This window comes from Aeromicrobium sp. (assembly GCF_037719875.1).
Lineage (GTDB): Bacteria > Actinomycetota > Actinomycetes > Propionibacteriales > Nocardioidaceae > Aeromicrobium.
Window position 1 is genome coordinate 141,884 of sequence record NZ_JBBJMJ010000001.1, and the last position, 26,011, is coordinate 167,894.

General features: G+C 67.3%; 27 protein-coding genes. 16 read left to right on the forward strand and 11 right to left on the reverse strand.

The window, feature by feature from the left end; genetic code table 11:
* Positions 1–185 precede the first annotated feature (185 nt).
* Positions 186–1,607 carry a type I glutamate--ammonia ligase gene (gene glnA / locus WKF39_RS00830; protein ID WP_340384973.1) on the reverse strand — a complete coding sequence of 474 codons (1,422 nt, stop codon included), beginning with the start codon at positions 1,605–1,607 and terminating at the stop codon, positions 186–188.
* Positions 1,608–1,790: 183 nt separating this feature from the next.
* Between glnA and WKF39_RS00835 the strand changes: the two genes are divergently transcribed.
* Positions 1,791–2,150, forward strand: coding sequence for an RDD family protein (locus WKF39_RS00835; RefSeq protein WP_340384975.1), 360 nt, complete (start codon positions 1,791–1,793; stop codon positions 2,148–2,150).
* A gap of 82 nt (positions 2,151–2,232) precedes the next feature.
* On the opposite strand, the gene WKF39_RS00840 is transcribed toward WKF39_RS00835, so the two are convergent.
* Genes WKF39_RS00840 through lipB form a run of 3 tightly spaced genes read right to left on the reverse strand, consistent with a single transcriptional unit; the run spans position 2,233 to position 4,633 of the window.
* Positions 2,233–2,940, reverse strand: coding sequence for a DUF4191 domain-containing protein (locus WKF39_RS00840; protein WP_340384977.1), 708 nt, complete (start codon positions 2,938–2,940; stop codon positions 2,233–2,235).
* 10 nt (positions 2,941–2,950) lie between these two features.
* On the reverse strand, positions 2,951–3,874 hold the full coding sequence (gene lipA, locus WKF39_RS00845; RefSeq protein WP_340385592.1) for a lipoyl synthase: 924 nt from the start codon (positions 3,872–3,874) through the stop codon (positions 2,951–2,953).
* Positions 3,875–3,910: 36 nt separating this feature from the next.
* Positions 3,911–4,633 (reverse strand): lipoyl(octanoyl) transferase LipB, encoded by a 723-nt coding sequence (lipB, locus tag WKF39_RS00850; protein WP_340384979.1) that lies wholly within the window; start codon positions 4,631–4,633, stop codon positions 3,911–3,913.
* Positions 4,634–4,700: 67 nt separating this feature from the next.
* Between lipB and WKF39_RS00855 the strand changes: the two genes are divergently transcribed.
* Positions 4,701–5,147 carry a hypothetical protein gene (locus WKF39_RS00855; RefSeq protein ID WP_340384981.1) on the forward strand — a complete coding sequence of 149 codons (447 nt, stop codon included), beginning with the start codon at positions 4,701–4,703 and terminating at the stop codon, positions 5,145–5,147.
* Here WKF39_RS00855 and WKF39_RS00860 read toward each other — a convergent pair.
* Genes WKF39_RS00860 through lpdA form a run of 4 tightly spaced genes read right to left on the reverse strand, consistent with a single transcriptional unit; the run spans position 5,119 to position 9,840 of the window.
* A complete protein-coding gene (locus WKF39_RS00860) occupies positions 5,119–5,637 on the reverse strand; it encodes a DUF664 domain-containing protein (RefSeq protein ID WP_340384983.1) in 519 nt (172 codons plus the stop codon). The two genes, WKF39_RS00855 and WKF39_RS00860, sit on opposite strands and share 29 nt — an antisense overlap.
* Positions 5,634–6,524: a TIGR01777 family oxidoreductase gene (locus tag WKF39_RS00865; RefSeq protein WP_340384985.1), complete on the reverse strand. Its 891-nt coding sequence runs from the start codon at positions 6,522–6,524 to the stop codon at positions 5,634–5,636. The genes WKF39_RS00860 and WKF39_RS00865 overlap by 4 nt, the downstream gene beginning before the upstream one ends.
* A gap of 4 nt (positions 6,525–6,528) precedes the next feature.
* Positions 6,529–8,436: a 2-oxoglutarate dehydrogenase, E2 component, dihydrolipoamide succinyltransferase gene (gene sucB, locus WKF39_RS00870; RefSeq protein WP_340384987.1), complete on the reverse strand. Its 1,908-nt coding sequence runs from the start codon at positions 8,434–8,436 to the stop codon at positions 6,529–6,531.
* A 21-nt stretch (positions 8,437–8,457) separates the two neighbouring features.
* Complete coding sequence (lpdA, locus tag WKF39_RS00875; RefSeq protein WP_340384989.1) at positions 8,458–9,840, reverse strand: dihydrolipoyl dehydrogenase; 1,383 nt, start codon at positions 9,838–9,840, stop codon at positions 8,458–8,460.
* Between the two features lie 106 nt (positions 9,841–9,946).
* On the opposite strand from lpdA, the gene WKF39_RS00880 reads away from it, so the two are divergent.
* Positions 9,947–10,519 carry a hypothetical protein gene (locus tag WKF39_RS00880; protein ID WP_340384991.1) on the forward strand — a complete coding sequence of 191 codons (573 nt, stop codon included), beginning with the start codon at positions 9,947–9,949 and terminating at the stop codon, positions 10,517–10,519.
* Between the two features lie 110 nt (positions 10,520–10,629).
* On the opposite strand, the gene WKF39_RS00885 is transcribed toward WKF39_RS00880, so the two are convergent.
* Together WKF39_RS00885 and WKF39_RS00890 are read right to left on the reverse strand one after the other, a co-directional pair.
* On the reverse strand, positions 10,630–11,982 hold the full coding sequence (locus WKF39_RS00885; protein WP_340384993.1) for a serine hydrolase domain-containing protein: 1,353 nt from the start codon (positions 11,980–11,982) through the stop codon (positions 10,630–10,632).
* Positions 11,979–13,427, reverse strand: coding sequence for a leucyl aminopeptidase (locus WKF39_RS00890; RefSeq protein WP_340384996.1), 1,449 nt, complete (start codon positions 13,425–13,427; stop codon positions 11,979–11,981). The genes WKF39_RS00885 and WKF39_RS00890 overlap by 4 nt, the downstream gene beginning before the upstream one ends.
* Positions 13,428–13,485: 58 nt before the next feature.
* Between WKF39_RS00890 and gcvT the strand changes: the two genes are divergently transcribed.
* Both gcvT and WKF39_RS00900 read left to right on the forward strand, forming a co-directional pair.
* Positions 13,486–14,586 (forward strand): glycine cleavage system aminomethyltransferase GcvT, encoded by a 1,101-nt coding sequence (gcvT, locus tag WKF39_RS00895; protein WP_340384997.1) that lies wholly within the window; start codon positions 13,486–13,488, stop codon positions 14,584–14,586.
* A gap of 88 nt (positions 14,587–14,674) precedes the next feature.
* On the forward strand, positions 14,675–14,875 hold the full coding sequence (locus WKF39_RS00900) for a hypothetical protein (RefSeq protein ID WP_340384998.1): 201 nt from the start codon (positions 14,675–14,677) through the stop codon (positions 14,873–14,875).
* A gap of 2 nt (positions 14,876–14,877) precedes the next feature.
* Here the strand turns inward: WKF39_RS00900 and WKF39_RS00905 are convergent, their stop codons facing one another.
* Positions 14,878–15,426: a DUF3043 domain-containing protein gene (locus tag WKF39_RS00905; RefSeq protein WP_340384999.1), complete on the reverse strand. Its 549-nt coding sequence runs from the start codon at positions 15,424–15,426 to the stop codon at positions 14,878–14,880.
* A gap of 30 nt (positions 15,427–15,456) precedes the next feature.
* Between WKF39_RS00905 and WKF39_RS00910 the strand changes: the two genes are divergently transcribed.
* From WKF39_RS00910 to WKF39_RS00960, 11 genes are all read left to right on the forward strand, one after another.
* Positions 15,457–16,179 (forward strand): PspA/IM30 family protein, encoded by a 723-nt coding sequence (locus WKF39_RS00910; RefSeq protein WP_340385000.1) that lies wholly within the window; start codon positions 15,457–15,459, stop codon positions 16,177–16,179.
* Complete coding sequence (gene htpX, locus WKF39_RS00915) at positions 16,154–17,056, forward strand: zinc metalloprotease HtpX (protein WP_340385002.1); 903 nt, start codon at positions 16,154–16,156, stop codon at positions 17,054–17,056. The genes WKF39_RS00910 and htpX overlap by 26 nt, the downstream gene beginning before the upstream one ends.
* The gene (locus WKF39_RS00920) at positions 17,056–17,625 is read left to right on the forward strand and encodes a hypothetical protein (protein ID WP_340385004.1); all 570 of its coding nucleotides are present in this window, start codon (positions 17,056–17,058) and stop codon (positions 17,623–17,625) included. Before htpX ends, WKF39_RS00920 begins: the two co-directional genes overlap by 1 nt.
* A gap of 35 nt (positions 17,626–17,660) precedes the next feature.
* Positions 17,661–18,932 carry an aminotransferase gene (locus WKF39_RS00925; protein WP_340385005.1) on the forward strand — a complete coding sequence of 424 codons (1,272 nt, stop codon included), beginning with the start codon at positions 17,661–17,663 and terminating at the stop codon, positions 18,930–18,932.
* Positions 18,933–18,944: 12 nt separating this feature from the next.
* The gene (locus tag WKF39_RS00930) at positions 18,945–20,060 is read left to right on the forward strand and encodes a glycerate kinase (RefSeq protein ID WP_340385007.1); all 1,116 of its coding nucleotides are present in this window, start codon (positions 18,945–18,947) and stop codon (positions 20,058–20,060) included.
* Positions 20,061–20,140: 80 nt separating this feature from the next.
* Entirely contained in the window at positions 20,141–20,527 is a 387-nt protein-coding gene (locus WKF39_RS00935; protein ID WP_340385009.1) for an iron-sulfur cluster assembly accessory protein, read from the forward strand.
* 68 nt (positions 20,528–20,595) lie between these two features.
* Positions 20,596–21,570 (forward strand): carbohydrate kinase family protein, encoded by a 975-nt coding sequence (locus tag WKF39_RS00940; RefSeq protein WP_340385011.1) that lies wholly within the window; start codon positions 20,596–20,598, stop codon positions 21,568–21,570.
* A gap of 126 nt (positions 21,571–21,696) precedes the next feature.
* Positions 21,697–22,545 (forward strand): cytochrome c oxidase subunit II, encoded by an 849-nt coding sequence (gene coxB, locus WKF39_RS00945; protein ID WP_340385594.1) that lies wholly within the window; start codon positions 21,697–21,699, stop codon positions 22,543–22,545.
* Positions 22,545–24,314, forward strand: a complete 1,770-nt coding sequence (ctaD, locus tag WKF39_RS00950; protein ID WP_340385013.1) for a cytochrome c oxidase subunit I — start codon at positions 22,545–22,547, stop codon at positions 24,312–24,314. The genes coxB and ctaD overlap by 1 nt, the downstream gene beginning before the upstream one ends.
* Before the next feature lie 3 nt (positions 24,315–24,317).
* Positions 24,318–24,713 (forward strand): cytochrome c oxidase subunit 4, encoded by a 396-nt coding sequence (locus WKF39_RS00955; RefSeq protein ID WP_340385015.1) that lies wholly within the window; start codon positions 24,318–24,320, stop codon positions 24,711–24,713.
* A gap of 53 nt (positions 24,714–24,766) precedes the next feature.
* The gene (locus WKF39_RS00960; protein WP_340385017.1) at positions 24,767–25,948 is read left to right on the forward strand and encodes an Ig-like domain-containing protein; all 1,182 of its coding nucleotides are present in this window, start codon (positions 24,767–24,769) and stop codon (positions 25,946–25,948) included.
* Positions 25,949–26,011: the final 63 nt, after the last annotated feature.

Sequence of the window (26,011 nt, forward strand, 5' to 3'; positions counted from 1 at the left end):
GGGCAGCTCGCGGCCGCCGCGCGCCGCCCATCGAAGTTCGGCCCCAGCGAATGCAACAAGAACGCCCCCCATCCCGAGGGATGAGGGGCGTCCTTGTCACGTCATCGTGACCGGCAGGTGAGCGCGACCCGCGAGAGCAACGGAGGGGCTTCCCCTCGAGACCTCGCCCGTTGGGGCTCCACCGGTCAGATGTCGTAATAGAGCTCGAACTCGTGCGGGTGCGGCCGCAGCTGCACGGGCAGGATTTCCTCGGTGCGCTTGTAGTCGATCCACGTCTCGATCAGGTCGGGCGTGAACACGTCACCCGCGGTGAGGAACTCGTGATCGGCCTCGAGCGAGTCAAGCACCGCGTTGAGTGAGGTCGGCACCATGTTGATCGCGTCGTACTCCTCGGGCGGGAGCTCGTAGATGTTCTTGTCGATCGGAGCCGGCGGCTCGATCTTGTTCTTGATGCCGTCGAGTCCGGCCAGCAGCAGCGCTGAGAAGGCGAGGTAGGGGTTGGCCGACGGGTCGGGGCAACGGAACTCGATGCGCTTGGCCTTCGGGTTGGACCCGGTGATCGGGATGCGAACGCAGGCCGAGCGGTTGCGGGCTGAGTAGACCAGCGCGATCGGGGCCTCGAAGCCAGGCACCAGGCGGTGGTAGGAGTTGACCGAAGGGTTGGTGAACGCGAGCAGCGAAGGAGCGTGCTTGAGGACGCCGCCGATGTAGTGGCGCGCGAGGTCCGACAGGCCGCCATATCCGGCCTCGTCGTAGAACAGCGGCTTGCCGTCGTTCCAGATCGACTGGTGCACGTGCATGCCCGAACCGTTGTCTCCGAAGATCGGCTTCGGCATGAAGGTCACGGTCTTGTCGTTGGCCCACGCGGTGTTGCGCACGATGTACTTGAACTTCATGACATCGTCGGCGGCCTTGAGGAGCGTGTCGAACCGATAGTTGATCTCGGCCTGTCCGCCGGTGCCGACCTCGTGGTGGCCGCGCTCGAGGGTGAGGCCGGCGTTCGTGAGGTTGGTCATCATGTCGTTGCGGAGATCGGCCGTACGATCGGTCGGGGCGACGGGGAAGTAGCCGCCCTTGTAGCGGACCTGGTAACCGCGGTTGTCGTCGACGTCGTCGGTGGTAGACCAGGCGGCCTCGGACGACTTGATCTCGTAGAACGACTTGTTGGCGCTGGTCCCATAGCTGACCCGGTCGAAGATGTAGAACTCGGCCTCGGGAGCGAAGAAGGCGGTGTCGCCGATTCCGGTCGTGGCCAGGTAGGCCTCGGCCTTGCGGGCGATGTTGCGCGGATCGCGGGAGTAGGCCTCGCCCGTGATCGGATCGTGGACGAAGAAGTCCATCGCGATGGTCTTGGCCCGCTTGAACGGGTCGAGGTAGGCGGTCTTGATGTCCGGGAAGAGCACCATGTCGGACTGATCGATGGTCTGGAAGCCGCGGATCGACGAGCCGTCGAACGCGACACCGCTCTCGACCATGTCGGCGTTGAACGTCAAGGCGGGCAAGGTGACCTGCTGCTGGATGCCTGGCAAGTCGGTGAATCGGACGTCGAGATATTCGACGCCTTCGTCCTTGATGAACTTGAACAGCTCGTCGGCATTGCCGAACATTGGGCCTCCTCGACCGCTGTGCGGCCTCTGTGTGTCGATGACAGGTGAGTGCGTCGCTGCACCGTACCCCGACGCTATGGTCGGGCAGTTTCCCGACCGTCACTGGATTGTTTCCAGAATGTTACAAGTGCCGCTCCCGGGCGCAACGGCAGCATTGGCAAGGGCCGTCGGTAGGCTCGCCGGGTGCAGACTGTCTCGCTTGGCCGCCGCATCGGCGCGCTCTTCATCGACTGGATCATCGCTGCGCTCAGCGCAGCCGCCCTGACCGGTTCTGCGTATGCCGGAGCAGGCTCCGCAGACGCGTTCGTGCCCCTGGGGGCATTCTTCGTCGAGGTCTCGCTGCTGACCGGGCTCCTGGGCACCACGATCGGCAAGCGGATCTTCGGACTGCGTGTCGAGCGGCCCGACGGCCGGGGAGTCGGCATGCCGCGCGCCATCGTGCGTACGGCCTTGCTGTGCCTCGTGATCCCCGCGCTCGTCATGACCGACGACAAGCGGGGGCTTCACGACCTCGCCGCTGGGACCCGCGTCACCGGGTTCTGACCGATCTCGCTGCGTTTGCGTGGCGGGGGCAACGCGAACGCATCAAGATCGGTCAAGCGCCCCGACGCCGGGCGGGCTGAGATCAGCCGCGCATGGCTTTGCGTGAGCCCTTCATGCTGGTCGGCACGGGGCCGCGCGGCATGGGGGCGGCGGGACGCATCGCGTCGAGCGCCTTGAGCTTGTAGAGCAGGGCCGTCATCTGCGCCGGCTTGATCTTCTTGGGCAGCTTCTGCATGTGCTTGACGAGCTTGGTCAGCTTGACCTCGCCCTCGCCACTGCCGACGATCAGGTCGAGGACGGGGATCTCGCCCCCGGCGATGCGGGCATGCTTCTTCTTCTCCGCGGCCAGGAGGTTGCGGACCCGCGACGGGTTGCCCTCGCCGACTAGCACGATGCCGGGACGGCCGACGACGCGGTGCACGACGTCCTGGTTCTTGGTGAACGCGACGGCGGGCTTGACTTCCCAGCCCTTGCGCAACATCTGCAGGGCGCCGGCGGCGGCACCGACCTGGCCCTCGACCTGGGCGTATGCGGCCTTCTCGGCACGTCGGCCGAAGACGATGAGCATGCCCAGGATGCCGATCAGGAGGCCGAACAGGATCGTGATGATCAGCCCGAACACGCCGGTCCCGAACAGGAGGATGCCGAGTGTCGCGGCCACACCACCGGTCAGGAGGAAGGTCAGCAGCAGGATCAGGCCGATGTTGCGGTCGCTGCGCTTGGTGATCGTGTACGCCTGGCGCATCTGGCCCAGGCGACCCTTGGCGGGTGGGGGAGTGGCATTCGACATGAGGGTCAGTCTACGTCGCGCTGCGGGTTGCGACGCTGCCGCGTCCTGACTCGATTGCCTGCTTGTAGAGCGTGCCGGCGCGGTAGGACGAGCGTACGAGCGGTCCGGACATGACTCCGGCGAAGCCGATCTCGTCTGCTTCGGTCTTGAGCTCGACGAACTCCTCAGGCTTGACCCACCGCTCGACGGGGTGGTGCCGCACCGACGGCCGAAGATATTGCGTGATCGTGATCAGGTCACAGCCGGCTTCGTGGAGGTCGACGAGTGCCTGGGAGACCTCTTCACGGGTCTCGCCCATGCCGAGGATCAGGTTGGACTTGGTGACCAGGCCGTAGTCCCGGGCCTGGCTGATGACGTCGAGCGACCGCTCGTAGCGGAACGCCGGACGGATGCGCTTGAAGATCCGTGGGACAGTCTCGACGTTGTGTGCCAGCACCTCGGGACGGGAGTCGAAGACCTGGGTGAGGAGCTCGGGTATGCCGTTGAAGTCAGGGATCAGGTTCTCGACACCGGTGCCAGGGTTGAGCTCGTGGATCTTGCGGACCGTCTCGGCGTACAGCCAGGCGCCGCCGTCGGGCACGTCGTCGCGGGCGACGCCGGTGATCGTGGCGTAGCGGAGCTCCATCTTCTGGACGCTCTCGGCGACGCGGCGGGGCTCGTCACGATCGATCGGGTCGGGCTTGCCGGTGTCGATCTGGCAGAAGTCGCAGCGTCTCGTGCACTGCTCACCACCGATCAGGAAGGTGGCCTCGCGATCTTCCCAGCACTCGAAGATGTTGGGGCAGCCGGCTTCCTGACAGACCGTGTGCAGGCCCTCGCCCTTGACGAGCTTCATCAGCTCGTTGTACTCGGGGCCCATCTTGGCCCGGGTCTTGATCCATTCGGGCTTCTTCTCGATGGGAGTCTCAGCATTGCGGACTTCCAGACGCAACATCTTGCGTCCCTCGGGTGCGATCGTCACCAGGCCAGCCTACGCCGGTGCCCCAGCCGCCATGCCGAGCACCGGCACGGTGGGCTGCGCCGCGTGGACGAGGTCGGGCGACGGGTCGTATGCCTGCCAGTCGAGCAGCTCGTGCAGGTGCGGCGAGACGACGGAGGCCGCCTCGCTCACGGTCAGGTCACGGCCCAGCTCTGCGCTCAGCGAGGTGACCCCTGCGTCCGCGATGCCACAGGGCACGAAGCGGTCGTAGAACGCGAGATCGACGTCGGCGTTGAGGGAGAAGCCGTGCATCGTGACACCCCGCGAGACCCGGATGCCGATGGCGCCGATCTTGCGCTCGATGCGTCCCTGTCCGGCCGCCAGCCAGACGCCGGAGCGGCCGTGGACGCGACCCGTGGTCACGCCGAGGTCGCCGCACGCGCGGATCAGGGCTTCCTCGACCCGGCGCACATAGTCGACGACGAGCACGTGCGACGGCAGCTTGGTGATCGGGTAGCCGACGAGCTGTCCGGGGCCGTGGAACGTGATCTTGCCACCGCGGTCGACATCGACCACCGGGGTGCCGTCGAGGGGGCGCTCATGCGGCTCGGTGCGGCGGCCCGCGGTGTAGACCGCGGGGTGCTCGAGGAACAACGCCGTGTCGGGGATCTCGTCCGAGACGCGCTGGGCGTGCAGCTCGCGCTGGAGCTCCCACGCGTCGAGATAGTCGAGCGCTCGGTCGCCGTACCAGTCGTCCAGGATCTGCAGCGTCACGACTCCAGCCTAGCCGCCCTGTGGATGACGGCGGGCGGGTCGGCGGTCCGAGCGGCACAGTGAGGTCATGGACTGGCTGTGGGTGGTGATCATCGCGATGCGTGCCGCCTCACCCGCTCCGGACGACCGCTGGGCGACCCGGCTGACCGAGCTCGACGACGTACGGGCCGAGGCGTTCGCCGCTGGAGATCCCGACCTCCTCGACGGTGTGTATGCCCAGGGGAGCCGGGCACGGGTCGTCGACTCCGCGACCATCGCGGACTACCGGCGCCGAGGCGCACGGGTCGTCGACGCGGAGCTGAGGGTGCTCTCCTGCCGGGTGCTGGGAGCGTCGCGCTCGCGGGCACGCCTCGATGTCGTCGACCGTCTCGGACCAGCCCGGATCGTGTGGGACGACGGTTCCTCCACCGCATTGCCCAGGGACGAGCCGTCCCGCCGGATCGTCCACCTCGTACAGACGCGGGAGGGGTGGCGGGTCGCCGGTGTCACTCCTCGCCGGTCGTCCCGTCGATGAGCTCACGCATGACGTCGAGGTGACCCACGTGACGCGCATACTCCTGCGTGACGTGGAACAGGATCGTGAGCAGCGTCGGTATCGGGTCGCCGTCAGCGAACCGGCCTCCGGTCGCGGCGTGATCCTGGAGGTCGTGCGTCGTCACGATCTCGGATGTGCGCTCACCGCCGTCGGTCAACGCAGCCAGGAGCTCGTCGTGCGTACGGTCGGTGGTCCACGCCCCGGCGTCGTCGTGGTCACCCCACGGGCTCTCGACCGGCTCGCCGAGGAATCCCCAGACGAGCCACCGGCGCTCCATGTGGACGAGGTGCGAGATCATCTCGAGGGGTGTCCAGCCCGACGGCAGGATGCTCTCCCGCATGGCGTGCTCATCCAGACCCGTGACCTTGCGTGCCGCAGCGTCCCGGAAGAAGTCGAGATAGGCGATGAATGCCTGAGCGGAGTCGGAGACCGCCGTGCCGGGGGACGGCAGCGACGGGGTCTCGCTCATGGCAGGGCGGCGTCGAGCGTCGAGGCGATGTCGGGATGGGCGAAGGTGAAACCCAGTCCGTTCAACGCGGCCGGGGAGATGCGCAGCGATCCGAGCAGGTCGTCGGAGATCCCCCCGAGGGCGGCCTTGACGGCGAACGACGGCACTGCGAGGAATGTCGGACGGTGCACGGCCTGACCGAGTGCGTCCGTGAACTCAGCATTCGTCACCGCGGCCGGCATCGCGAAGTTGAACGGCCCTGCGGCTTCGTCGTTCTCGAGCAGGAACTCGACGCCGCGCACCCAGTCCTGGGCCGAGATCAGGGACATGTGCTGCTTGCCGGAGCCGAGCTTGGCGCCACCGCCGAGCTTCCACGCCGGGAGCATCAGGGGCAGTACCCCTCCTTGGTGGCTCAGCACGAGCGAGGTACGCACGAAGCACGTGCGGGCGCCGGCCTCGATTGCGGGCGTCGCGGCGTCCTCCCACTGGCGGGAGACGTCGGCAAGGAATCCTTCGCCGGGCGAGCTGGACTCCGTGAGCTCCTCGTCGCCGCGGTCCGTGCCGTACCAGGACATGCCAGAACCGGAGATGAAGGCCGTGGGAGAGGCTGAGGCGGCGACTGCCTTGGCGAGTGTCCCCGTCGCGGAGAGACGAGAGCTCAGGATCTCCTGCTTGCGCGCCTTGGTCCGCGGCCACTTGGCGATCGACGACCCTGACAGGTTGACCACGGCATCGGCCCGGTCGATGACGATCTGGTCGATACGCCCGGTCCTGGGGTCCCAGACCGACGCGTCGTCGGCGGGCTCGCCCGACCGGATCAGGCGGGTCACCCGGTGTCCTCGGGCGCGCAGGTGCTGGGTCAGGGCTGTGCCCAGGAACCCCGAGGCACCGCCAATGACGACCTGCATGCGATCAGGAGCCGAGCTCGGCCTCGAACGAGGCGCCTTCGAGTCGATCCTTGATCGACGTCAGGAATCGGGCTGCGTCGGCACCATCGACGATGCGGTGATCGTAGGTCAGCGCAAGGAAGACCATCTGGCGTACGGCGATGCTCTCGCCGACGTGCGGGTCGGTGATGACCACCGGACGCTTGACGACCGCTCCGGTGCCGAGGATCGCGACCTGCGGCTGGTTGATGATCGGCGTGTCGAACAGCGCCCCACGGCTACCGGTGTTGGTCAGCGTGAACGTACCGCCCGACAGCTCGTCCGGCGTGATCTTGTTGGTGCGCGTCCGCTCTGCCACGTCGGCGATCTTGCGGGACAACCCCGCGATCGAGAGGTCGCCGGCATCCTTGATGACCGGGACCAGCAGGCCTCGCTCGGTGTCGACCGCGACGCCCAGGTGCTCGCCGGCCGGATAGGTGACGGTGCCGGCCTCGAGGTCGATCGAGGAGTTGACCTGCGGATATTCCTTGAGAGCCTCGATCGCGGCCTTCGCGAAGAATGGCAGGAACGACAGCTTGACGCCCTCCCGCTCGAAGAACTGGTCCTTGGTGCGCGCACGCAGTCGGGCGATCTCGGTGACGTCGACCTCGACCACGGTGGTCAGCTGAGCGGAGATCTGCAGCGACTCCAGCATGCGGTTGGCGATGGTCTTGCGCAGCCGGCTGAGCTTCTCGGTCTTGCCGCGCAGGGGGGAGGGCTCGGCGGCCGCTGCGGGTGCGTCGGTGGGGGAGGCCTCCTCACCAGTGGATTCTGCCGGAGCATCCGCGGACTTCTCGGCGGCGTCGAGCACGTCCTGCTTGCGTATGCGGCCACCGACGCCAGTGCCAGTGACGGCTGCGAGGTCGACGTCGTGCTGCTTGGCGAGCTTGCGGACGATCGGGGTGACGTAGGTGTCGCCGCCGTCGGCTGCGGGCTCAGGAGCTTCTGCGGAGTCGGGCTTGGACTCGGAGGGCTCCGGTGCGGGCTCCGGCGCCTTCTCGGGCTCGGCCTTCTCCTCGGGCTCGGGTTCCGGTTCCGGCTTTTCCTCGGGCTCGGGCTTCTTCTCGGGCTCTGGCTCGGCCTTCGCCTCGGGCTCCGGCTTTTCCTCGGGCTCCGGCTCGGGTGCCTTCTCTGCCTCCGCGTCAGCCGAACCGATGATGGCCAGCTCGGCGCCGACCTCGACGGTCTCGTCCTCGGACACCTTGATCTCGAGCAGCTTGCCCGCGACGGGTGAGGGGATCTCGGTGTCGACCTTGTCGGTCGAGATCTCCAGCAGAGGCTCGTCGACGGCCACGTCGTCGCCGACCTCCTTGAGCCACTGCGTCACGGTGCCCTCGGTGACGCTCTCACCGAGCGCGGGCAGGGTCACTGCGGTGCCGCCACCCGAGGCTGGTGTGGTCTCGGCCTTCGGCGCGGCAGCATTCTCGGCGGCGGCCTGATCGGCTTCTGCGCTGTCGTCATCGGCGGGGGACCGCTCCTGCGAGGCGCTCTCGGCGACTGGCTCTTCGGCGGGAGCTTCCTCGGCGGGAGCCTCGTCGGACTTGTCGCCCTCATCGGGGGTGGCCTCGGAAGACTCATCCTCGGCCGGGGCTTCGTCCTTGACGTCGTCCTCGGAGACAGGGGCCTCGGCCGCGGCGGCGTCGTCGGCGCTCTCGCCCTCCTCGCCGATGATCGCGAGCACGGCACCGACCTCGATCGTGTCGTCCTCCTCGGCCTTGATCTCGAGCAGGACGCCCGCGACGGGCGAGGGGATCTCCGTGTCAACCTTGTCGGTCGAGATCTCCAGCAGTGGCTCATCGACCGCGACGGTGTCGCCGACCTGCTTGAGCCATTGGGTGACTGTGCCCTCGGTGACGCTTTCGCCGAGAGCGGGAAGGGTGACAGACGTGGCCATGATGTCCTTTGGTTCTCCGGGTCAGGCGTGTGAGTGGAGGGGCTTGCCGGCAAGTGCGAGAGCCGCTTCGCCGAGTGCTTCGTTCTGGGTCGGGTGGGCGTGGATGAACTGGGCGACGTCCTCGGGATAGGCCTCCCAGTTGACCATCAGCGAAGCCTCGCCGACCTGCTCGCCGTATCGGGCGCCGATCATGTGGACGCCGACGATCGGGCCGTCCTTCTCACGTACGAGCTTGACGCTTCCCGCGGTGGCGAGGATCTGGGACTTGCCGTTGCCACCCAGGCTGTAGTCCTGGATCTCGACCTTGTCGTCGCCGTACTTGTCGCGGGCCTGGGGCTCGGTGAGCCCGACCGAGGCGATCTCGGGATCGCAGTAGGTCACGCGGGGGATGCCCGAGTCGATGACCGGCTGCGGCTTGAGGCCGGCGATCTCCTCGGCTACGAAGATGCCGTGCGCGAAGCCACGGTGGGCCAGCTGCAGGCCCGGCACGAGGTCGCCGACCGCGAAGACACCCTCGACGTTCGTCGCGAGGCGCTCGTTGGTGGGGACCCAGCCACGATCGACCGTGATGCCGGCCTCCTCGTAGCCCATGCCCGCAGAGTTGGGGCCACGGCCGACCGCGACGAGGACCAGGTCGGTCTCAATCGTCGCGCCGTCCTCGAGGGTGACCGTCACGCCGGACTCGGTCTGCTTGACCGAGTCGAACTTGACGCCGGTCTTGAACTTGATCTTGCGCTTGCGGAACGCGCGCTCGAGCTGCTTGGCCAGTGACGGATCCTCCAGCGGGATCAACGTCGGGAGGCCCTCGATGATCGTGACATCGGCGCCGAACGACTTCCACACCGAGGCGAACTCGACACCGATGACGCTGCCACCGATGATGACGACCTTCTCGGGCACCTCGCTCATCGTGAGCGCCTCGGCGCTCGTGATGACGCGGCCGCCGATCTCCAGACCGAGCGTGCGGGACACCGAGCCCGTCGCCAGGACGACGTTTGTGCCGGTATAGCGATCGCCACCGACCTCGACGGTCTTGGCGTCGACGAGCTTGCCCTCGCCCTCGACGACCGTGATGCCGCCGGACTTGATCAGACCCTGCAGACCCTTGTAGAGGCGCTCGATCACGCCGTCTTTGTACTTGTTGACCTGAGGCATGTCGATGCCCTCGAACGAGGCCTTGACCCCGAAGTTCTCACTCTCGCGGGCGGCATCGGCCACCTCAGCGGAGTGCAGCAGCGCCTTGGTCGGGATGCACCCGGTGTGCAGGCACGTGCCGCCGAGCTTGCCCTTCTCGATCAGCGCGACGGACTTGCCGAGCTGGACCGCGCGCAGCGCACAGGCATAGCCACCACTGCCGCCGCCGAGAATCACGATGTCGAAGTTGTTGCCGGCGCCGTCCGCCACGGTTCCTCCCAAAGGATGTGTCTGTTCCTCATCTTGTCACTCGCGGCAACGAGTCTGCCACCGGGGTTTGATCGGGGTATGCGACCCGATCGGGCACACTTGGCGCATGGGAATTTTCCGAGGCCGCAAGGCGAGGACGGATGGCGGCGCGGTGGTCTCCGACCGCAACGCGAGCCGGGCCGACCTCGACGCGCTGCGTGCCTTCGTCGAGTCACGCAAGGGTGTCGAGGCCTATATCGAGCCCAAGACCTCGGTGACCCAGACCACCCTGCTGCTGGTCGCCGCCGACGGCGAGTCGATCCGTCGCCGCGTGACCTCGGCGCAGGCGGCGCACGACTTCGCCCGCAAGAAGCTCAACATCCCGGTCTACGACGCCAATCTGGTCGGAGTGCCGCCTCGCAAGCGTGAGTACGACCTGCGCAAGGCCAAGGGGACTCCGGCGTCCTCGACCCCGGCCGCGCCGCAGGCGTCCAAGCAGACCCCCAGGGAGCTCGCCGCGATCATGACGCTGGAGTCGATCGCTGGCGCCGATCCGTTGCCGACCAACCCGTCGTTCGACGAGCTGATGGGCGTCTATCGCAAGGCGCGCAAGCAGGCGCACCCCGACCGCCTCGACGGGGCACGGGACAAGTGGGACACCGTCGAGGACGCGGCTCGCGCCCTCGGTCTCCCCGACTGACACGCCGCCTCCCCGACTGACACGCCGCCCGGGCTGCGGGGCGGGCGCTGGCGTCCATCGGGCTCGACGTCTCAAACGCTCACGCACGCCCAAGACGTGGGAGCTGGTGACTAGTGCCAACCCCCGGGGTCCAGACCGCCGGGGACGTCTGCGCCGGGCTCATAGGGCGTGCGGGTGAAGACGAACGAGGCCAGCACGAGTCGGGTGGCGCGGCCCGAACCATCGCGATCCACCTCGAGCGGCTCGCCGCGGTAATAGCCGTCGAGGCCGACCCAGCCGTCGCCGCCCGCCTTGAACCGTGCGCCGCGACCCTCGCCCGGCGTGCCGAGCCGGAGCTCGCCGTCCGGAGCGAGCGACAACCCGAACTCATAGGTCCCCCAGAACCACGGGCCGACGAGGTCGAGCGCGGCGGCCTGCGAGTCGTCTGCTGACCAAGGTGCGGGGTCGATCGGCTCCTTCTCGATGAACAGGTCGAGCAGCTCGGCCGTCACAGTCCCGAGGCCGCTGGTCGCATTGGTCATCAGCACCGCGCCGTCCCCGCTCTCCACGTCGACGCGCAGCACCGCGAGGAAGCCCGGCATCGACCCGCCGTGCCCGGCATACCTGCGGCCCTTGACGTTCCACATCTGCCATCCGAGCCCGTGTGCACCGGTCCATGCCGTGCCTGGGACGTCGTTGACGGCGAAGGGGTGCAGCATCTCGGTGAGTGTCTCGCGAGCGAGCACGTCACCGGTCCGCCCGCCGAGGAATGCCGCCCAGAGCGCGAGGTCCTCGACCGTCGACCAGAGCTGGCCGGCCGGTGCCATCGCGACCGCATCGTGCTCGGGCTCGGCGTGCACGAGGTCAGCCAGCGGATGCACGGCGAGTCCCGGGGCCGCGGGGGCCACCGGCCGCGTCGTCGTACGTCTCATGCCGAGCGGCTCCAGGATGCCCACGCGCACGGCGTCCTGCCACGGCTGCTCCCGCAGCCGCGCGACGAGCTCGCCGAGCACGGCGAAACCGACATTGGAGTAGTGGAAGGAGGTGCCGGGAGTGGAGCGAAGGCCCGGGCCGGTAGCGAGCAACGCCGCCCATGAATCACCAGCGGTCCGCTCCCACCACTGCCCGTCGGACTCGGCCTGGAGCCCCGAGGTGTGGGTCAGGAGCTGGGCGATCGTGACCTGCGGGAACGGCACCTCCGGCAGGTGCGCGCCGATGGGGTCGCCGATCTCAAGCCGTCCCTCATCGCGCAGGCGCATGACCTCGACGCCGACGAACGTCTTGGAGATCGAACCGATGCGATATTGCGTGTCGGCCGATGACGCAGGACCACCGGCGCGCCCGTCGAGCGTCCCGACCGTGTCGGTCCACACGAGCACTCCGTCCCGCTCGATGCCTGCAGCGACGGAGGGGAGACGTTGCTTGGACTGCTCGACCCGCAGCCGCTGCGACAGGGCGCGTGCCGTGGACGAGTCGATCGTCATTGAGTCGTGGCCAGCTCCGTGGCGAGCTTGACGAGCGTGCGCACGCCGCTGCCGGTGCCACCGACAGGGGTGTAGTCAAAGGCGCTGCCCTCGTTGAACGACGGTCCCGCGATGTCCAGGTGGGCCCACGGGATCTCGCTGACGAACTCGCGCAGGAAGGCCGCTGCGAACAGCGTCCCGCCGTATGGCTTGGGGTTGTGCTGACGCAGATCGGCGATGCTGGAGGACTTGACGATGCCCTGCATCTCCTCGGCGATCGGCAGCGGCCACATGGATTCGCCGGCCGACTTGGACGCGGCGAGGACCGTGTCGCCGAACGCCTCGTCATTGCCGAGGATGCCGCTCGTGTGCGAGCCGAGGGCCACGACGCAGGCGCCGGTCAGGGTTGCCACGTCGACGATGTGGTCGGGCTTGGCTTGGGCGGCCAGCGCGTGCCGGGGGGCGAGGACGAGGCGGCCTTCGGCGTCGGTGTTGTGCACCTCGACGGTCGCTCCGTTGCGCATGGTCAGCACATCACCGGGGCGCGTGGCGCCGCCGCTGGGCATGTTCTCGGCGATGCAGGCAAAGGCGGTGACCTTGATCGGCAGGCCGAGTCGCGCGATGGCGACCGTAGCGGCGACGACCGCTGCGGCGCCGGCCATGTCGAGCTTCATGGTCTGCATCGAGGCACCCGGCTTGATCGACAGTCCACCCGAGTCGAAGGTGATGCCCTTGCCGACAAGGGCAAGGTGCGCGACCGGGTCGGCCGGTTCGTACGACAGCGTCACCAGGCGTGGGGGACTGTCGGATCCGCGGCCGACCCCGAGGATGCCGCCGCACCGCTCCTTGGCGAGGCGCCGCTCGTCCCATACCGAGACCTTGACGTCGGTGCCGGCGTGGGCCGTCATGAGCTCGACGAGATCTGCGGGTCGCTTGTCTCCGGGCGGGGTGTTAACCCAGTCACGGGCCGTGTTGACGGCGGCGGCGACGACTGCCGCCCGCTCGACTGCCTTGGTGGCGGTGCTCTGGCGGGCGAACGGGGTCAGGATCGCCGCGGACTTGAGCGTGGGCTTCTTGGCCGCACCCTTCTTCTTGGTCTTGTAGCTCTCGAACCGGTAGCTGCCCAGCGTCACGCCCTCGGCGATCGCCTCGACCTCATCGACGCCGGCCGGGTGCAGCGCGATAGCGACACTGGTTGCGGTCTTGGCGGCGCGCACGCCGCGTGCGGTGGCTCGGCGCAGGTCCTCCGCAGTCGGCTCCTCCGGCAGTGCTACGGCCACGATCAGCGACGCCTTGGCAGCCTCACCGGCGGGGAACGTCACGGTCTGGCCCTTCTCGCCAGTGAATCCGAGGAGGTCCAGGGTCTCGCCGAGATCGCCCTTGTCGTCATCCCCCCGGATTCCGAGGATCAGGGCGTCGGCGCGCGCGGTGGTCGGCTTGGCGGTGCTGAGGCTCACAGAAGGCATGTCCTTCACTCTATGGTCGCGGATGGGGAGTGCGCGACCACCCTCTACGTTGGTGCCCATGGACCTGCTGCATTCGCCGTTGCACGACCGACACGTCGCCCTGGGCGCGAAGCTCGCCGAGTTCGGCGGCTGGCACATGCCGCTGGAGTACGCCGGCGGTGGTGTGCTCGCGGAGCACAAGGCCGTGCGCGAGGCGGTCGGCCTGTTCGACGTGAGTCACCTCGGCAAGGCGCTCGTGCGTGGATCGGGCGCCGCGGCGTTCGTCAACTCCTGCTTGACGAACGATCTGGAGCGCATCGAGATCGGCAAGGCGCAATACACCTTGTGCTGCGACGAGGACGGCGGCACGATCGACGATCTCATCGCCTATCTCCGCAGCGACTTCGAGGTCTTCCTGATCCCCAACGCGGCCAACACCGCGGCGGTCGTGGCGCGGCTCCAGGCCGCCGCCCCGGACGGCATCGAGGTCACCAACCAGCACCGCGACTATGCGGTCCTGGCGATCCAGGGCCCGCTGAGTGACGAGGTGCTCACCTCGCTCGACCTTCCGGTCGACCACGAATACATGTCGTTCGCCGACGCCACGATCGCGGGTCGTGACATCACGGTGTGCCGTACGGGCTACACCGGCGAGCGGGGCTATGAGCTCGTCGTGCCTTCGGCGTTCGCCGGCGAGGTCTGGGACGCGGTCTTCGCTGCTGGGGAACCCCACGGCATACGGGCCTGCGGCCTCGGTGCCCGCGACACGCTGCGCACCGAGATGGGCTACCCGCTGCACGGGCACGAGCTGTCTGCCGAGATCAGTCCGGTCATGGCCCGCGCGGGCTGGGCGGTGGGTTGGGGCAAGCCGGCCTTCTGGGGCAAGGAGGAGCTCGCGCGCCAACGCGAGGAGAAGGTCGTGCGCACTCTCCGAGGGCTGATTGCCCAAGGCCGCGGCATCCCGCGACCGGGCATGTCGGTGCTCGATCCAGACGGAGGTGAGCTCGGCGAGATCACCTCGGGGACGTTTTCACCGACGCTCCGCCAGGGCATAGCGCTCGCGCTCGTCGAGCAGTCGGTCGAAGACGGAGCGACTGTCGTGGTCGACGTGCGTGGCCGGGCAGAGGCCTTCACGGTGACCAAACCGCCATTCATCCAGCCGTCGACCACGTCGAGCTGACGACGAGCCCGGTCAGGAGCACCCGGCGCCGGGCGGCGATCGCTATCGTGGGTGCGCCAGAGGTCCGATCACACAGGGGAGAAGCGCAATGAGCTGGACATGGACGTTGGAGACCTCGCTCGGTGAGGTGACCGGCCGCTCGGAGGAGTTCGAGAGCCGAGGTGACGCCGAGTCCTGGGTGGGCGAGGAGTACGGCGACCTGCTCGAGAAGGGTGTCGACCAGGTACGCCTGTTCGACGGCGAGACCGAGATCTACGGCCCCATGTCACTCCACGCCGAGAACAACTGACGCTAGTAGCGGCCGGCCATCGGCTCGCCGCGCTTGACCTGCGGCTTCGGCAGGCGGAACCGGCGGAGCTGCGTGCTGCGCAGCACCGAGTAGGGAACCGCGCCGCGGATGTCGTCGGGATCGAATCGGGCCTTGAGCTGCTTGCGAAGTCCCCGCACCAGGATGACCTCGTCGACGATCGTGCCGATGATGACGAACGGATAGAGGAGGTACGTCGCTGCGGCACCCCACTGGGCACCTGTGCCAGCGAGGCTGACGACCAGGATGATCAGCAAGAAGATCAGCAGGAACTCGGCGAAGTTCCAGCGCCGGTCGACGTAGTCGCGGCAGAACCTGCGCACGGGTCCACGCTCGCGAACCGGGAGGAACTTCTCGTCGCCGGTCTTGAGTGCCTCTCGCTGCTTGAGTCGAAGCTCCTCGCGGGCCGCGCGCTCACGCTTGGCCTGGTCCTTGCGGGTCATCGGGACCTTCATCTGCTTCTTTCGAGCAGCTTCGGCCTCCCGGCGGCTCGGCGTCGCGCGTCCTTTGCCGGCCTCTGTCTCGTCTGCCACCCGCGACACCCTACCCGTAGGCTTGAGGGCATGAGCATTGGTGAGCGGATCGCGCGCATCTTCGGCTCGAGGCGGGCTGGCAACGATGTCGAGGACCTCAAGGACAGGCTCGACGAGACCTACCGCTCGCAGATCGCCCTGCTCCGACAGGTACGCCGCGGCGTCGCCGATGTGGCGACCAGCCGCAGGCGGATCGAGATCCAGCTCGCGGCTGCGACCCAGCAGGCCAACTACCTCGACGAGGAGGCCCGCCAGGCCGTGGCCCAGGGCAACGACGACGCCGCCCGCAGCGTCCTGACCCGCAAGGTCACCCTCGAAAAAGCCGCCGCCGAGCTCCAGGGCCGCCACGCCGACCTCAAGCTCGAGGAGGACAAGCTCGAGGCCGCTGCCCTCAAGATCGAGCACGACGTCGAGTCGTTCCGGGTCCGCAAGGACACGCTCGCCGCGCGACACACCGCCGCAGCGGCGCGCGCGGAGATCAACAGCGCGACCAGCGGGATCAACTCCTCGGTGAGCGACGTCGGCCAGGCGATGGAGTCGGCCGAGCGGCACACGCGTGAGCTCGAGGCCACCGCGGACGCAGTCGATGAGCTTGTCGCCGAAGGCATCGTCAGCAAGCCCGGCGAGAGCGCCGACGATGCGCTCGGTCGGCAGTTCGACGCCGCGCTCGACGGCGCGGAGGTCGATCGTCAGCTCCAGGAGATCTCGACGGACCGGAAGGACGACGATGGCCCGGACCCGCTTCAGAAGTGACCGCGGACTGACCCTGCGGATGGGCGGCGTCGGCTTCGGCCTCGGCGCGCTCTACGTCGCGTTCGGCGTCTTTCTCTACCAAGGTCTGGGTCTCGGTGCCATCGGCCTGGTGATCGTCCTCGCGATGGCGTGGGGTCAGTGGTACTTCTCGGACACGCTGGCGCTCAAGTCGATGGGAGCCAAGGTCGTCACGCCCGAGCAGGCACCCGAGCTGCATGCCATGATCGACCGCCTCTGCGCCCTGGCCGACATGCCCAAGCCGCGGGTCGCTGTCGCGGTGACCGACATGCCCAACGCGTTCGCGACAGGTCGCTCGCCCAAGCATTCGTCGGTGTGCGTCACGACCGGCATCATGCAGCGGCTCGACGCCGAGGAGCTCGAAGGCGTGCTGGCCCACGAGCTGGCCCACGTCGCCAACCGTGACGTCACGGTCATGACCGTCGCCTCGTCGCTCGGGCTGCTCGCCGGATTCATCACGCGCTGGGGCATGTACGCCACGAGCATGTTCGGGGGCCGCAACAACAAGAACGGCGGAATCGCGTTCCTGTTGGTCTTCGTGGTCAGCATGGTCGTCTATGCCATCAGCTTCGTCCTGACCCGTTCGCTGTCGCGCTACCGCGAGCTCAGCGCGGATCGCAGCGGGGCCTATCTCACCGGCCGTCCGTCCAAGCTGGCGTCCGCGCTCGTCAAGATCTCCGGAGACATGGCAAGCATCCCCAACCGGGATCTGCGGGAGGGTCAGGCGATCAGCGCGTTCTTCTTCGCGCCGGCGATCAACCGGCAGTCGATCGGGGCGCTCTTCTCGACGCACCCACCGCTGGAACAGCGCATCGACCAGTTGGCCAAGGTCAGCGCCGAGCTCTCCGAGCAGGGCTGATGGGGATCTTCGATTCGATCCTGGGGCGCACCCGGCCGCCGCAGGCCGACCTGGACGTGCTGTTCGCCGTGCCGCAGGCCGTGCTGTCGATGGGGACCGAGGGCTTTTCGGCGACCGGCGCTGGCTCGGTATGTTTCCGCGACGTCGAAGGCGGTGCCGACGACACCGTGATGGCCGACGCTGAAAAGCTCATCGCCACCAATGCGGCGACGACAATCGACCGCAGCACCGATCGATTCGGGTTCCACTGGCTCACCGTCACGCGTACGGACCAGGACGTCTCGGGACTCGTGACCGACCTCCATGCCGTCAACAGCTCCCTGGTCGATGCCGGCTTCGGGTCGGCGCTGCTGTGCTCGACGATCGGGTTCGCGGCATCGGACGCCCAGCCCCTGGCACTGGTCTATCTCTACAAACGGGGCTCGTTCTATCCGTTCGCACCGCTTCCCGGCGACAAGCGGGACAATGCACTCGAGCTGCGGGTCCGCGGCATCGTCGCGCAGGACGTGCCGATCGAGCCCGACCTCACCAAGTGGCTCGCGATCTGGGGCGCTCCGGGTCTGCCCTGACCCGGTTGCTGCACGGTGCGCGATAGGTTGGTCCGGTGACGTTCGACGCGCTGTCCCATGACCAGATCCAGGCTCTTCTCGACGAGCAGTCCGCCGCCTATCGGACCCTCCAGGAGGCAGGCCTCAAGCTCGACCTCACCCGAGGCAAACCCTCGCCGGCCCAGCTCGACCTGTCCAGCGAGCTGCTCTCGATGCCCGGTTCTGACTACCAGGACGCGGCGGGCATCGACACCCGCAACTACGGCGGACTCACCGGTCTGACCGAGCTGCGCGAGATCTTCGCACCGATCATGCAGGTGCCGGTCGACCAGGTCATCGCCGGTGACAACGCGAGCCTCGCGATGATGCACGACAATCTGGTGTTCGCGCTGTTCCACGGTGTGGCCGACTCCGAGCAGCCTTGGGGTGTCGAGGAAGCCGTCAAGTTCATCTGCCCCGTTCCCGGCTATGACCGGCACTTCGCCCTGCTCGAGGAGTACGGCATCGAGATGCTCCCGGTGGACCTGCTCGACGACGGTCCGGACGTGGCAGCGGTGCGCGAGCTGGTCAAGGACCCGGCCGTCAAGGGCATGTGGCTCGTCCCGACCTACGGCAACCCGACCGGCTCGGTCGTGAGCGAGGCCGTGGCCGCAGAGCTCGCCGCCCTCGACACTGCGGCGCCGGACTTCCGCATCTTCTGGGACAACGCCTACGCCGTCCACCACCTGACCGAGGAGCACACCAAGACCGCCGACATCCTGGGTCTGTGCTCGGCCTCCGGCCACCCCAATCGTCCGATCATCTTCGCGTCGACGTCGAAGATCACGTTCGCGGGTTCGGGGGTCTGCTTCCTCGGCAGCTCGGCGGACAACATCGCCTGGTACCTCAAGCACCTGGCCAAGCGCACGATCGGCCCTGACAAGGTCAACCAGCTCCGGCACGCACGGTTCCTCAAGGACGCCGACGGCGTGCATGCCCTGATGGACGGTCACCGGGAGATTCTCGCGCCGAAGTTCCAGGCCGTCGTCGACATCCTGCGGGCCCGACTGGGCGACCATGCCGTGGCGAGCTGGACCGAGCCCAAGGGCGGCTACTTCGTGAGCCTCGATGTCCGCGACGGTACCGCGACCCGGGTCATCGAGCTCGCACGCGAGGCAGGTGTGGCCATGACGCCGGCCGGTGCCGCGTTCCCCTACGGAGACGACCCGCGCGATCGCAACATCCGGATCGCGCCGTCCTATCCGTCCTCAGAGGAGCTGGCGGCCGCCATCGACGTGCTCGCGACGTGCGTGCTCATTGCCGCGGCTGAGCAGGCTCTCGCCCGTTAGTCGGGTGATCCGGTGCGAATCCTCGTGGCCCCCGACTCATTCGGTGGCACCCTGACCGCACCTGAGGCGGCGCGCGCGATCATCGAGGGCTGGCAGCGGCACGCCCCGGGCGACGTGCTGACCCAAGCCGCGATGGCCGATGGTGGTCCCGGTTTCGTCGACGTCCTGCACGAAGCACTCGACGGCGAGCTCTCGGTCGTGACGGTGCGCGGCCCGCTGGGTGCCGCGACTCCTGTGACGTTCCTCCAGGCAGACGGGACGGCATACTTCGAGAGTGCGCAGGCCTGTGGCCTGCAGCTGGCCGATCCGCCCGATCCCATGCGCGGGTCGACGTTCGGGGTCGGCCAGGTCCTTGACGCCGCGATCGAGGCGGGTGCGGGTCGAGTCGTGGTCGGACTCGGCGGCAGCTCGACCAACGACGGGGGAGCGGGGATGCTGGCGGCGCTGGGAGCCACGGCTGACGTACGCCTCGACTCGGGCCCGGCTGCCCTCGCCGGCGTCACGCAGGTCGATCTGGCCCCGGCGCGTGATCGGCTCGACGGGATCGAGCTGGTCATCGCCGCAGATGTCGACGTCACCCTGCTCGGCATGTTCGGCGCGACCAAGACCTTCGGCCCGCAAAAGGGACTGTCCGACGAGCAGATCATCACGGTCGACGGCATCCTCGACCGATTCGTCGAGGCCGCGTGCGGCACCTCGCCGGCCGAACGTCGCGTGGCCGACGCCAAGGGGGCCGGAGCTGCAGGCGGGCTCGGTTTCGCGTTGATGCTGATGGGCGGACGGGTCGTCTCCGGCATCGAGCTCGTGGCCGAGACGGTGGGACTCACGGCCCAGGCTGCCGCGCACGACCTGGTGGTGACGGGAGAGGGCGCCTACGACTTCTCCTCGCGCGCCGGCAAGGTCGCCTTCGGCGTAGCGGCGGTGGCCGCTGCCGCTGCGCGCCCTTGCATCGTCCTGGCCGGCCAGGTCAGTGTCGGCTCACGCGAGATGCGGGCCATGGGCGTCGAGAGTGCCTACTCACTGGCCGACGTCGTGGGACTCGAGGCAGCGATGGGGGAGCCCTACGCCAGCCTGGCGACGGTGGCCGAGCGTGTCGCGCGAACGTGGTCGCCCAGGCGTGAGGACTGACGGCGTACAATGGAATGGAACTGTCACGGCATCTGTTGACCACCGTGACGTGACCACAGACCAGATTCATGGGAGACCACATGACGATCGAGACTGAGCAGGCTGCCGTCGAGACCGCACCGCCCGTCGAGACCGCACCGTCCACGGAAGTCACCCTGAGCGAAGGTGCTGCCGAGAAGGTGGGCAGCCTGCTCGCCCAGGAAGGTCGCGACGACCTCGCTCTGCGGATCGCCGTGCAGCCGGGTGGCTGCTCCGGACTGCGATACCAGCTGTTCTTCGACGAGCGTTCGCTCGATGGCGACCAGATCTTCGAGTTCGGCGGCGTCAATGTCGTGGTCGACCGGATGAGCCTCCCCTACCTGGGCGGAGCGACGATCGACTTCGTCGACACGATCGAGAAGCAGGGCTTCACGATCGACAACCCGATGGCCACGGGCTCCTGCGCGTGCGGAGACTCCTTCCACTAGGCAGCGACTTGAGATAGAACACACGACGGCCTCCTGCATTGCGGGAGGCCGTTGTCTATTGTGTGGGGGTGCACCTCGCCATCACTGGGTCGATCGCCACCGACCACCTCATGACCTTTCCGGGCAAGTTTGCAGATTCTCTCGTGCCGGACCAGCTCGACAAGATCTCGTTGTCGTTCCTCGTGGAGGACCTCGACGTACGCCGCGGGGGGTGTGGCGCCAACATTGCCTTCGCACTCGCCAAGCTCGGCCACCGATCCTTGCTGGTCGGTGCCGTGGGTCGTGACTTCGAGAACGAGTATCGCGGCTGGCTCGACGAGGCCGGCGTCGACACGAGCGGCGTCCTGGTTTCTGAGACCCGTCACACCGCGCGATTCGTGTGCACCACCGACGCCGATCTGGCGCAGATCGCCACCTTCTATGCGGGCGCGATGTCCGAGTCGCGCGACATCGACCTGTTCTCGCTCGGCCACGACTTCGACCTCGTGCTGGTCGGTCCCGATGACCCCGAGGGCATGCTGCGCCACACCCGCGCCTGTCGCGATCGCGGCGTGCCGTTTGCCGCGGACGTCTCGCAGCAGCTCGCCTGGGCCGACGGAGCGGTGATCCGTGAGCTGATCGACGGGGCGACCTACCTGTTCAGCAACGACTACGAAGCCGCGCTGATCGAGCAGAAGACCGGCTGGTCATCCGATGACGTCCAGTCCCATGTCGGCACCCGGATCGTGACCCGAGGCAAGGACGGGGTCACGATCTTCCCCGCCGCGGGCGAGCCGATCCAGGTCGCCGCCAACGAGGGCGTCGTCGCGGTCGACCCGACCGGGGTCGGAGACAGCTTCCGGGCCGGCTTCCTCGCCGGCATCGCAGCCGGCCTGGACTTCGAGCGCTCGGCGCAGATCGGTTGCACCATCGCGGCCAGCGTCGTCGAGACGACGGGCACGCAGGAGTATGTCCTGGAGCGTGACGGCTTCCTCAAACGCATCGAGGCGGCCTACGGCGAGGCGGCCAGGACCGAGATCGACTCCGCCCTCTCGCTCGCGTGACGCACCACTCCCCAACACCCGTGCAACAGAGGCTGACCTCACCGCGGCCGCCGGCTGTCGCTGAAGTAAGGTGCTCCCGTGTCATCACGTGACAGTCATGGTTCAGAAAGGCGCCCCGTGGGTCGGATGAAGTTGGCGGTTCCCGCCGTCGCCATCGTCGCTTTGAGCGGCTGTTCTCCCGATGCCGATCACGACCTCAAGCGTCTCGGCCTGCCCGTCGCGGGCAGTGACCGCTCGCAGGCGATGTGGAACCTGTGGTTGGGCGCATGGATCGCGGTGCTCGTGATCTTCCTGCTGGTGTTCGGCCTGATCGTCTACTCGATGATCCGCTACCGCAGGCGCAGCGACGATGAGGTTCCGGTCCAGATCCGCTACAACCTGCCGATCGAGGCGCTCTACACCTTCGCGCCGGTCATCATCGTCGCGGTGTTCTTCTTCCACACCGTGACGTCGCAGAACGACATGCTGCGAAACGTCAAGAATCCGGACCACACGGTCGAGGTCGTCGGCAGCAAGTGGCAGTGGGCCTTCAACTACCTCGACGAGGACGCCACGACCGGCACTGACGTGTTCGATGTCGGCACTCCGCAGGACCCCACCGACCTGTGGCTCCCGGTCGATGAGTCGGTGCGCTTCCGCCTGTTGTCACCCGATGTCATCCACTCGTTCTGGATCCCCGAGTTCTACTTCAAGATGGACGTCGTCCCGGGCCAGGAGAACCAGTTCGACATGACACCGACCCGCGAGGGTGTGTTCACGGGTCGCTGTGCGGAGCTGTGCGGCCTCTACCACTCACGCATGATCTTCAAGGTCCACGTGGTCTCGCGCGCCGAGTACGACGCGCACCTGACCGAGCTCAAGGAAGCCGGCGACACGGGTGCGCCCAAGGGCGCCAAGGAAGCAAGGACGATCGCCGGTCTCGACGAAGAGGCCGAAGGCAACGTCGACGAAGTCCAGGAAGGACCCGAGCAGTAATGGCCGACGCAACAGCGGCATTCGACGACGGATCGACCGATCTGCGCGCAGGAGTGCCCGAACGCACCCTGGGCCAGAAGGTCGTCATCGTCCTGACGACCACCGATCACAAGGTGATCGGCAACTTGTACCTCATCACCTCGTTCGCGTTCTTCATCATCGGCGGCATCCTGGCGCTGCTGATCCGCGCCGAGCTGGCCCAGCCGGGCACGCAGCTGGTCGATGACGAGACCTACAACCAGCTCTTCACGATGCACGGCACGATCATGCTGCTGATGTTCGCGACACCGCTGTTCTTCGGCTTCGGCAACGCGATCATGCCGTTGCAGATCGGTGCGCCCGATGTGGCGTTCCCGCGCCTCAACATGTTCAGCTATTGGCTCTACCTGTTCGGCTCGTCGATCGTGGTGTCCGGATTCTTCGTGCCCGGAGGAGCGGCGAGCTTCGGCTGGTTCGCGTACGCGCCGCTGAGCGATGCGGTCAACTCCCCGGGCGTCGGCGGTGACCTGTGGGTCATGGGTCTGTGGATGTCCGGTCTTGGCACGATCCTCGGCGCGGTCAACTTCATCACCACGATCTTCACGATGCGCGCTCCGGGTCTGACGATGTTCCGTATGCCGATCTTCGTCTGGAACACGCTGGTCACGAGCATGCTCGTCATCATCGCGTTCCCGATCTTTGCCGCGGCCCTGCTCTCGCTGGAGGCCGATCGCCGGCTCGGTGCCCACGTTTTCGACGCCGCCAATGGCGGGCCGATCCTGTGGCAGCACCTGTTCTGGTTCTTCGGGCACCCCGAGGTCTACATCATCGCCCTGCCGTTCTTCGGCATCATCACCGAGATCCTGCCGGTCTTCAGCCGCAAGCCGATCTTCGGCTACATGGGCCTGGTGGGCGCAACCCTGATGATCGCGGCCCTCTCGGTCGCGGTCTGGGCGCACCACATGTTCGTGACCGGCTCGGTCGACCTCGCCTTCTTCTCGTTCATGACGTTCCTGATCGCGGTGCCGACAGGGGTCAAGTTCTTCAACTGGATCGGCACGCTGTGGGGGGGATCTCTGTCCTTCGACACCCCGCTGATCTTCGCGCTGGGCTTCTTGACGACATTCCTGTTCGGCGGACTGACCGGTGTCATCCTGGCTGCGCCGACACTGGACTTCCAGCTGTCCGACAGCTACTTCGTCGTGGCGCACTTCCACTATGTCGTGTTCGGCACCGTGGTGTTCGCGATGTTCGCCGGCTTCTACTTCTGGTGGCCCAAGCTCACCGGACGGATGCTCGACGAGAAGCTCGGCAAGATCCACTTCTGGCTGCTGTTCATCGGGTTCCACCTGACGTTCCTGGTGCAGCACTGGCTGGGCGTCGAGGGCTTCCCGCGTCGCTATGCCGACTATGGGCCCAATGACGGGTTCACGACGCTCAACGAGATCTCGTCGATCGGCGCGTTCCTGCTCGGCGCCTCGACCCTGCCGTTCTTCTACAACATCTGGAAGTCACGCAAGTCGCCGCTGGTGGGTCTCGATGACCCGTGGGGCTGGGGGCGCTCGCTGGAGTGGGCCACCTCGTCGCCACCGCCGCGACACAACTTCACCTCGCTGCCGCGCATCCGCTCCGACAGCCCTGCGTTCGATCTGCACCACCCCGAGATCGCGGCCCTCGAGCTGGCCGACAACCCGGGGGAGAACTCATTCTTCGCCGATGCACCGGACGTCAGCGGCAAGGGCGACGCGGCAAAGCGCAACGACACCGACGACGGCAAAGGCGGTCAGTAATCCATGAAAGCCGAATACTGGACCATCATCTCGTGCGGGATCTTCTTCGGAGTCGTCGCGCCGATCTACTGGTTCCTGACAAACGACTACACCGGCACCACCGCGTTGGTCATGACCTTCCTCCTGACCGCGTTGCTCGGCTTCTACCTGGGTGTCGTGGCCAAGCAGATCCCGGACCGTCCCGAGGATCGCAGTGACGGCGAGATCGCCGAGGGTGCGGGGGAGCAGGGCTTCTTCCCGCCCTACAGTTGGTGGCCACTGGCCTGCGCCGCGGCTCTGGCTGTCGTGGTGCTGGGTGTCGTCATCGGCTGGTGGCTCTTCATCATCGGCGCGGGCATTCTCGCGGTCATGGTGTGCGGCTGGATCTTTGAGTACTACCGGGGCATCCACGCGCACTGATCTGCAGCCGCGGCGTGTCCAGATCATTGGTCACCACCACCTAGAATGATCTGGTGAGAGAACTTCGCCTTTCTGCTGCGGCCGCCTGTGCGGCCGTGTTCGCCGTGTCCGCGTGCTCGGCCGATGGAGTCAAGGACGCCGTCACGCCGGAAGAGCCCAAGAAGCCGATCGCGCTCACGGCGAACGTCGACCAGAAGGCCGCCGACGTCAAGGTCAGCACGATCGTGTCGGTCAAGGCTCGACACGGCGACATCTCCTCTGCTCGGCTCGTCTCGGACGACGGCAAGTCGCGAGTCAAGGGTCGCGTCGCCGGCAACCAGTGGTTGGCGAGCCAGCGGCTGGAGCCCGGCACGACATACACCCTGTCGGTCGCCGGGAAGGGCGAGGACGGCAAGCGCGGTCGCATCACGCGGCGCTTCAGCACTCAGCCGCTGACCCTCGCCCAGCAGACCTATCCGTCAGTGGCGCCGCTCAAGGGTGAGACCGTCGGAGTCGGGATGCCGGTCATCGTCACATTTGACGTGCCGGTCAAGAATCGCGCGCTGTTCGAGCGCAACATGCGGGTGCAGTCCTCGCCGGCCGTCGAGGGATCCTGGAGCTGGTTCGGTCCTCGCGAGGCGCACTTCCGTCCGCGTACGTTCTGGCCCGCGCACTCCAGGGTCAAGGTCAGGCTGAGCCTCAACGGCCTGCCGGCCGGCGGCGGCGTCTATGGGCAGCAGGATCAGCTGATCGACTTCAAGGTCGGCAGCAAGGTCGTCAGCGTCGTCAACGTCGCGAAGTACCGGCTCAGGTACATCAAGGACGGCAAGGTCAAGCGGACCATTCCGGTGTCCACCGGGGACAGTGGGCATCGAACTCGCGAGGGCACCAAGGTCATCATGGAGAAGTTCTCCTCGATCGACATGGACGCGGCCACGACCGGCGTCGACTCGGAGGATCCGGGCTACTACAACATCGAGAACGTGCGCTGGGCCATGCGTGTCACCAACTCCGGTGAGTTCCTGCACGCAGCACCGTGGTCGGTGGCCTCACAGGGCAATGCCAACGTCAGCCACGGCTGCACTGGCATGAGCACCGCCAATGCCGACTGGCTCTATCACCACTCGCGCCGCGGCGACGTCGTCCGCTATGTCAACAGCCCGCGCCGGCTCGAGGACCGCAACGGGTGGACCGACTGGAACGTCGACTGGTCGACCTGGCTCGACGGTTCGGCACTCAACAACACCGGCACCTGATCCCACCTCCCGCCTCCGCTGGGAGTGACACCATTGAGGTGACGCGCCGCAGCGCGCCTCAAA

What these genes read in the sequence shown, in the direction of transcription:
- WKF39_RS00955 (WP_340385015.1), top strand. Translation starts at nt 24,318, where the DNA reads ATGAAAGCCGAATACTGGACCATCATCTCGTGCGGGATCTTCTTCGGA.
- WKF39_RS00900 (WP_340384998.1), top strand. Translation starts at nt 14,675, where the DNA reads ATGAGCTGGACATGGACGTTGGAGACCTCGCTCGGTGAGGTGACCGGC.
- lipA (WP_340385592.1), bottom strand. Translation starts at nt 3,874, where the DNA reads ATGTTGCGTCTGGAAGTCCGCAATGCTGAGACTCCCATCGAGAAGAAG.
- ctaD (WP_340385013.1), top strand. Translation starts at nt 22,545, where the DNA reads ATGGCCGACGCAACAGCGGCATTCGACGACGGATCGACCGATCTGCGC.
- WKF39_RS00890 (WP_340384996.1), bottom strand. Translation starts at nt 13,427, where the DNA reads ATGCCTTCTGTGAGCCTCAGCACCGCCAAGCCGACCACCGCGCGCGCC.
- gcvT (WP_340384997.1), top strand. Translation starts at nt 13,486, where the DNA reads ATGGACCTGCTGCATTCGCCGTTGCACGACCGACACGTCGCCCTGGGC.
- WKF39_RS00855 (WP_340384981.1), top strand. Translation starts at nt 4,701, where the DNA reads ATGGACTGGCTGTGGGTGGTGATCATCGCGATGCGTGCCGCCTCACCC.
- sucB (WP_340384987.1), bottom strand. Translation starts at nt 8,436, where the DNA reads ATGGCCACGTCTGTCACCCTTCCCGCTCTCGGCGAAAGCGTCACCGAG.
- WKF39_RS00860 (WP_340384983.1), bottom strand. Translation starts at nt 5,637, where the DNA reads ATGAGCGAGACCCCGTCGCTGCCGTCCCCCGGCACGGCGGTCTCCGAC.
- WKF39_RS00935 (WP_340385009.1), top strand. Translation starts at nt 20,141, where the DNA reads ATGACGATCGAGACTGAGCAGGCTGCCGTCGAGACCGCACCGCCCGTC.
- WKF39_RS00880 (WP_340384991.1), top strand. Translation starts at nt 9,947, where the DNA reads ATGGGAATTTTCCGAGGCCGCAAGGCGAGGACGGATGGCGGCGCGGTG.
- WKF39_RS00865 (WP_340384985.1), bottom strand. Translation starts at nt 6,524, where the DNA reads ATGCAGGTCGTCATTGGCGGTGCCTCGGGGTTCCTGGGCACAGCCCTG.
- glnA (WP_340384973.1), bottom strand. Translation starts at nt 1,607, where the DNA reads ATGTTCGGCAATGCCGACGAGCTGTTCAAGTTCATCAAGGACGAAGGC.
- WKF39_RS00910 (WP_340385000.1), top strand. Translation starts at nt 15,457, where the DNA reads ATGAGCATTGGTGAGCGGATCGCGCGCATCTTCGGCTCGAGGCGGGCT.
- htpX (WP_340385002.1), top strand. Translation starts at nt 16,154, where the DNA reads ATGGCCCGGACCCGCTTCAGAAGTGACCGCGGACTGACCCTGCGGATG.
- WKF39_RS00885 (WP_340384993.1), bottom strand. Translation starts at nt 11,982, where the DNA reads ATGACGATCGACTCGTCCACGGCACGCGCCCTGTCGCAGCGGCTGCGG.
- coxB (WP_340385594.1), top strand. Translation starts at nt 21,697, where the DNA reads ATGAAGTTGGCGGTTCCCGCCGTCGCCATCGTCGCTTTGAGCGGCTGT.
- WKF39_RS00920 (WP_340385004.1), top strand. Translation starts at nt 17,056, where the DNA reads ATGGGGATCTTCGATTCGATCCTGGGGCGCACCCGGCCGCCGCAGGCC.
- WKF39_RS00840 (WP_340384977.1), bottom strand. Translation starts at nt 2,940, where the DNA reads ATGTCGAATGCCACTCCCCCACCCGCCAAGGGTCGCCTGGGCCAGATG.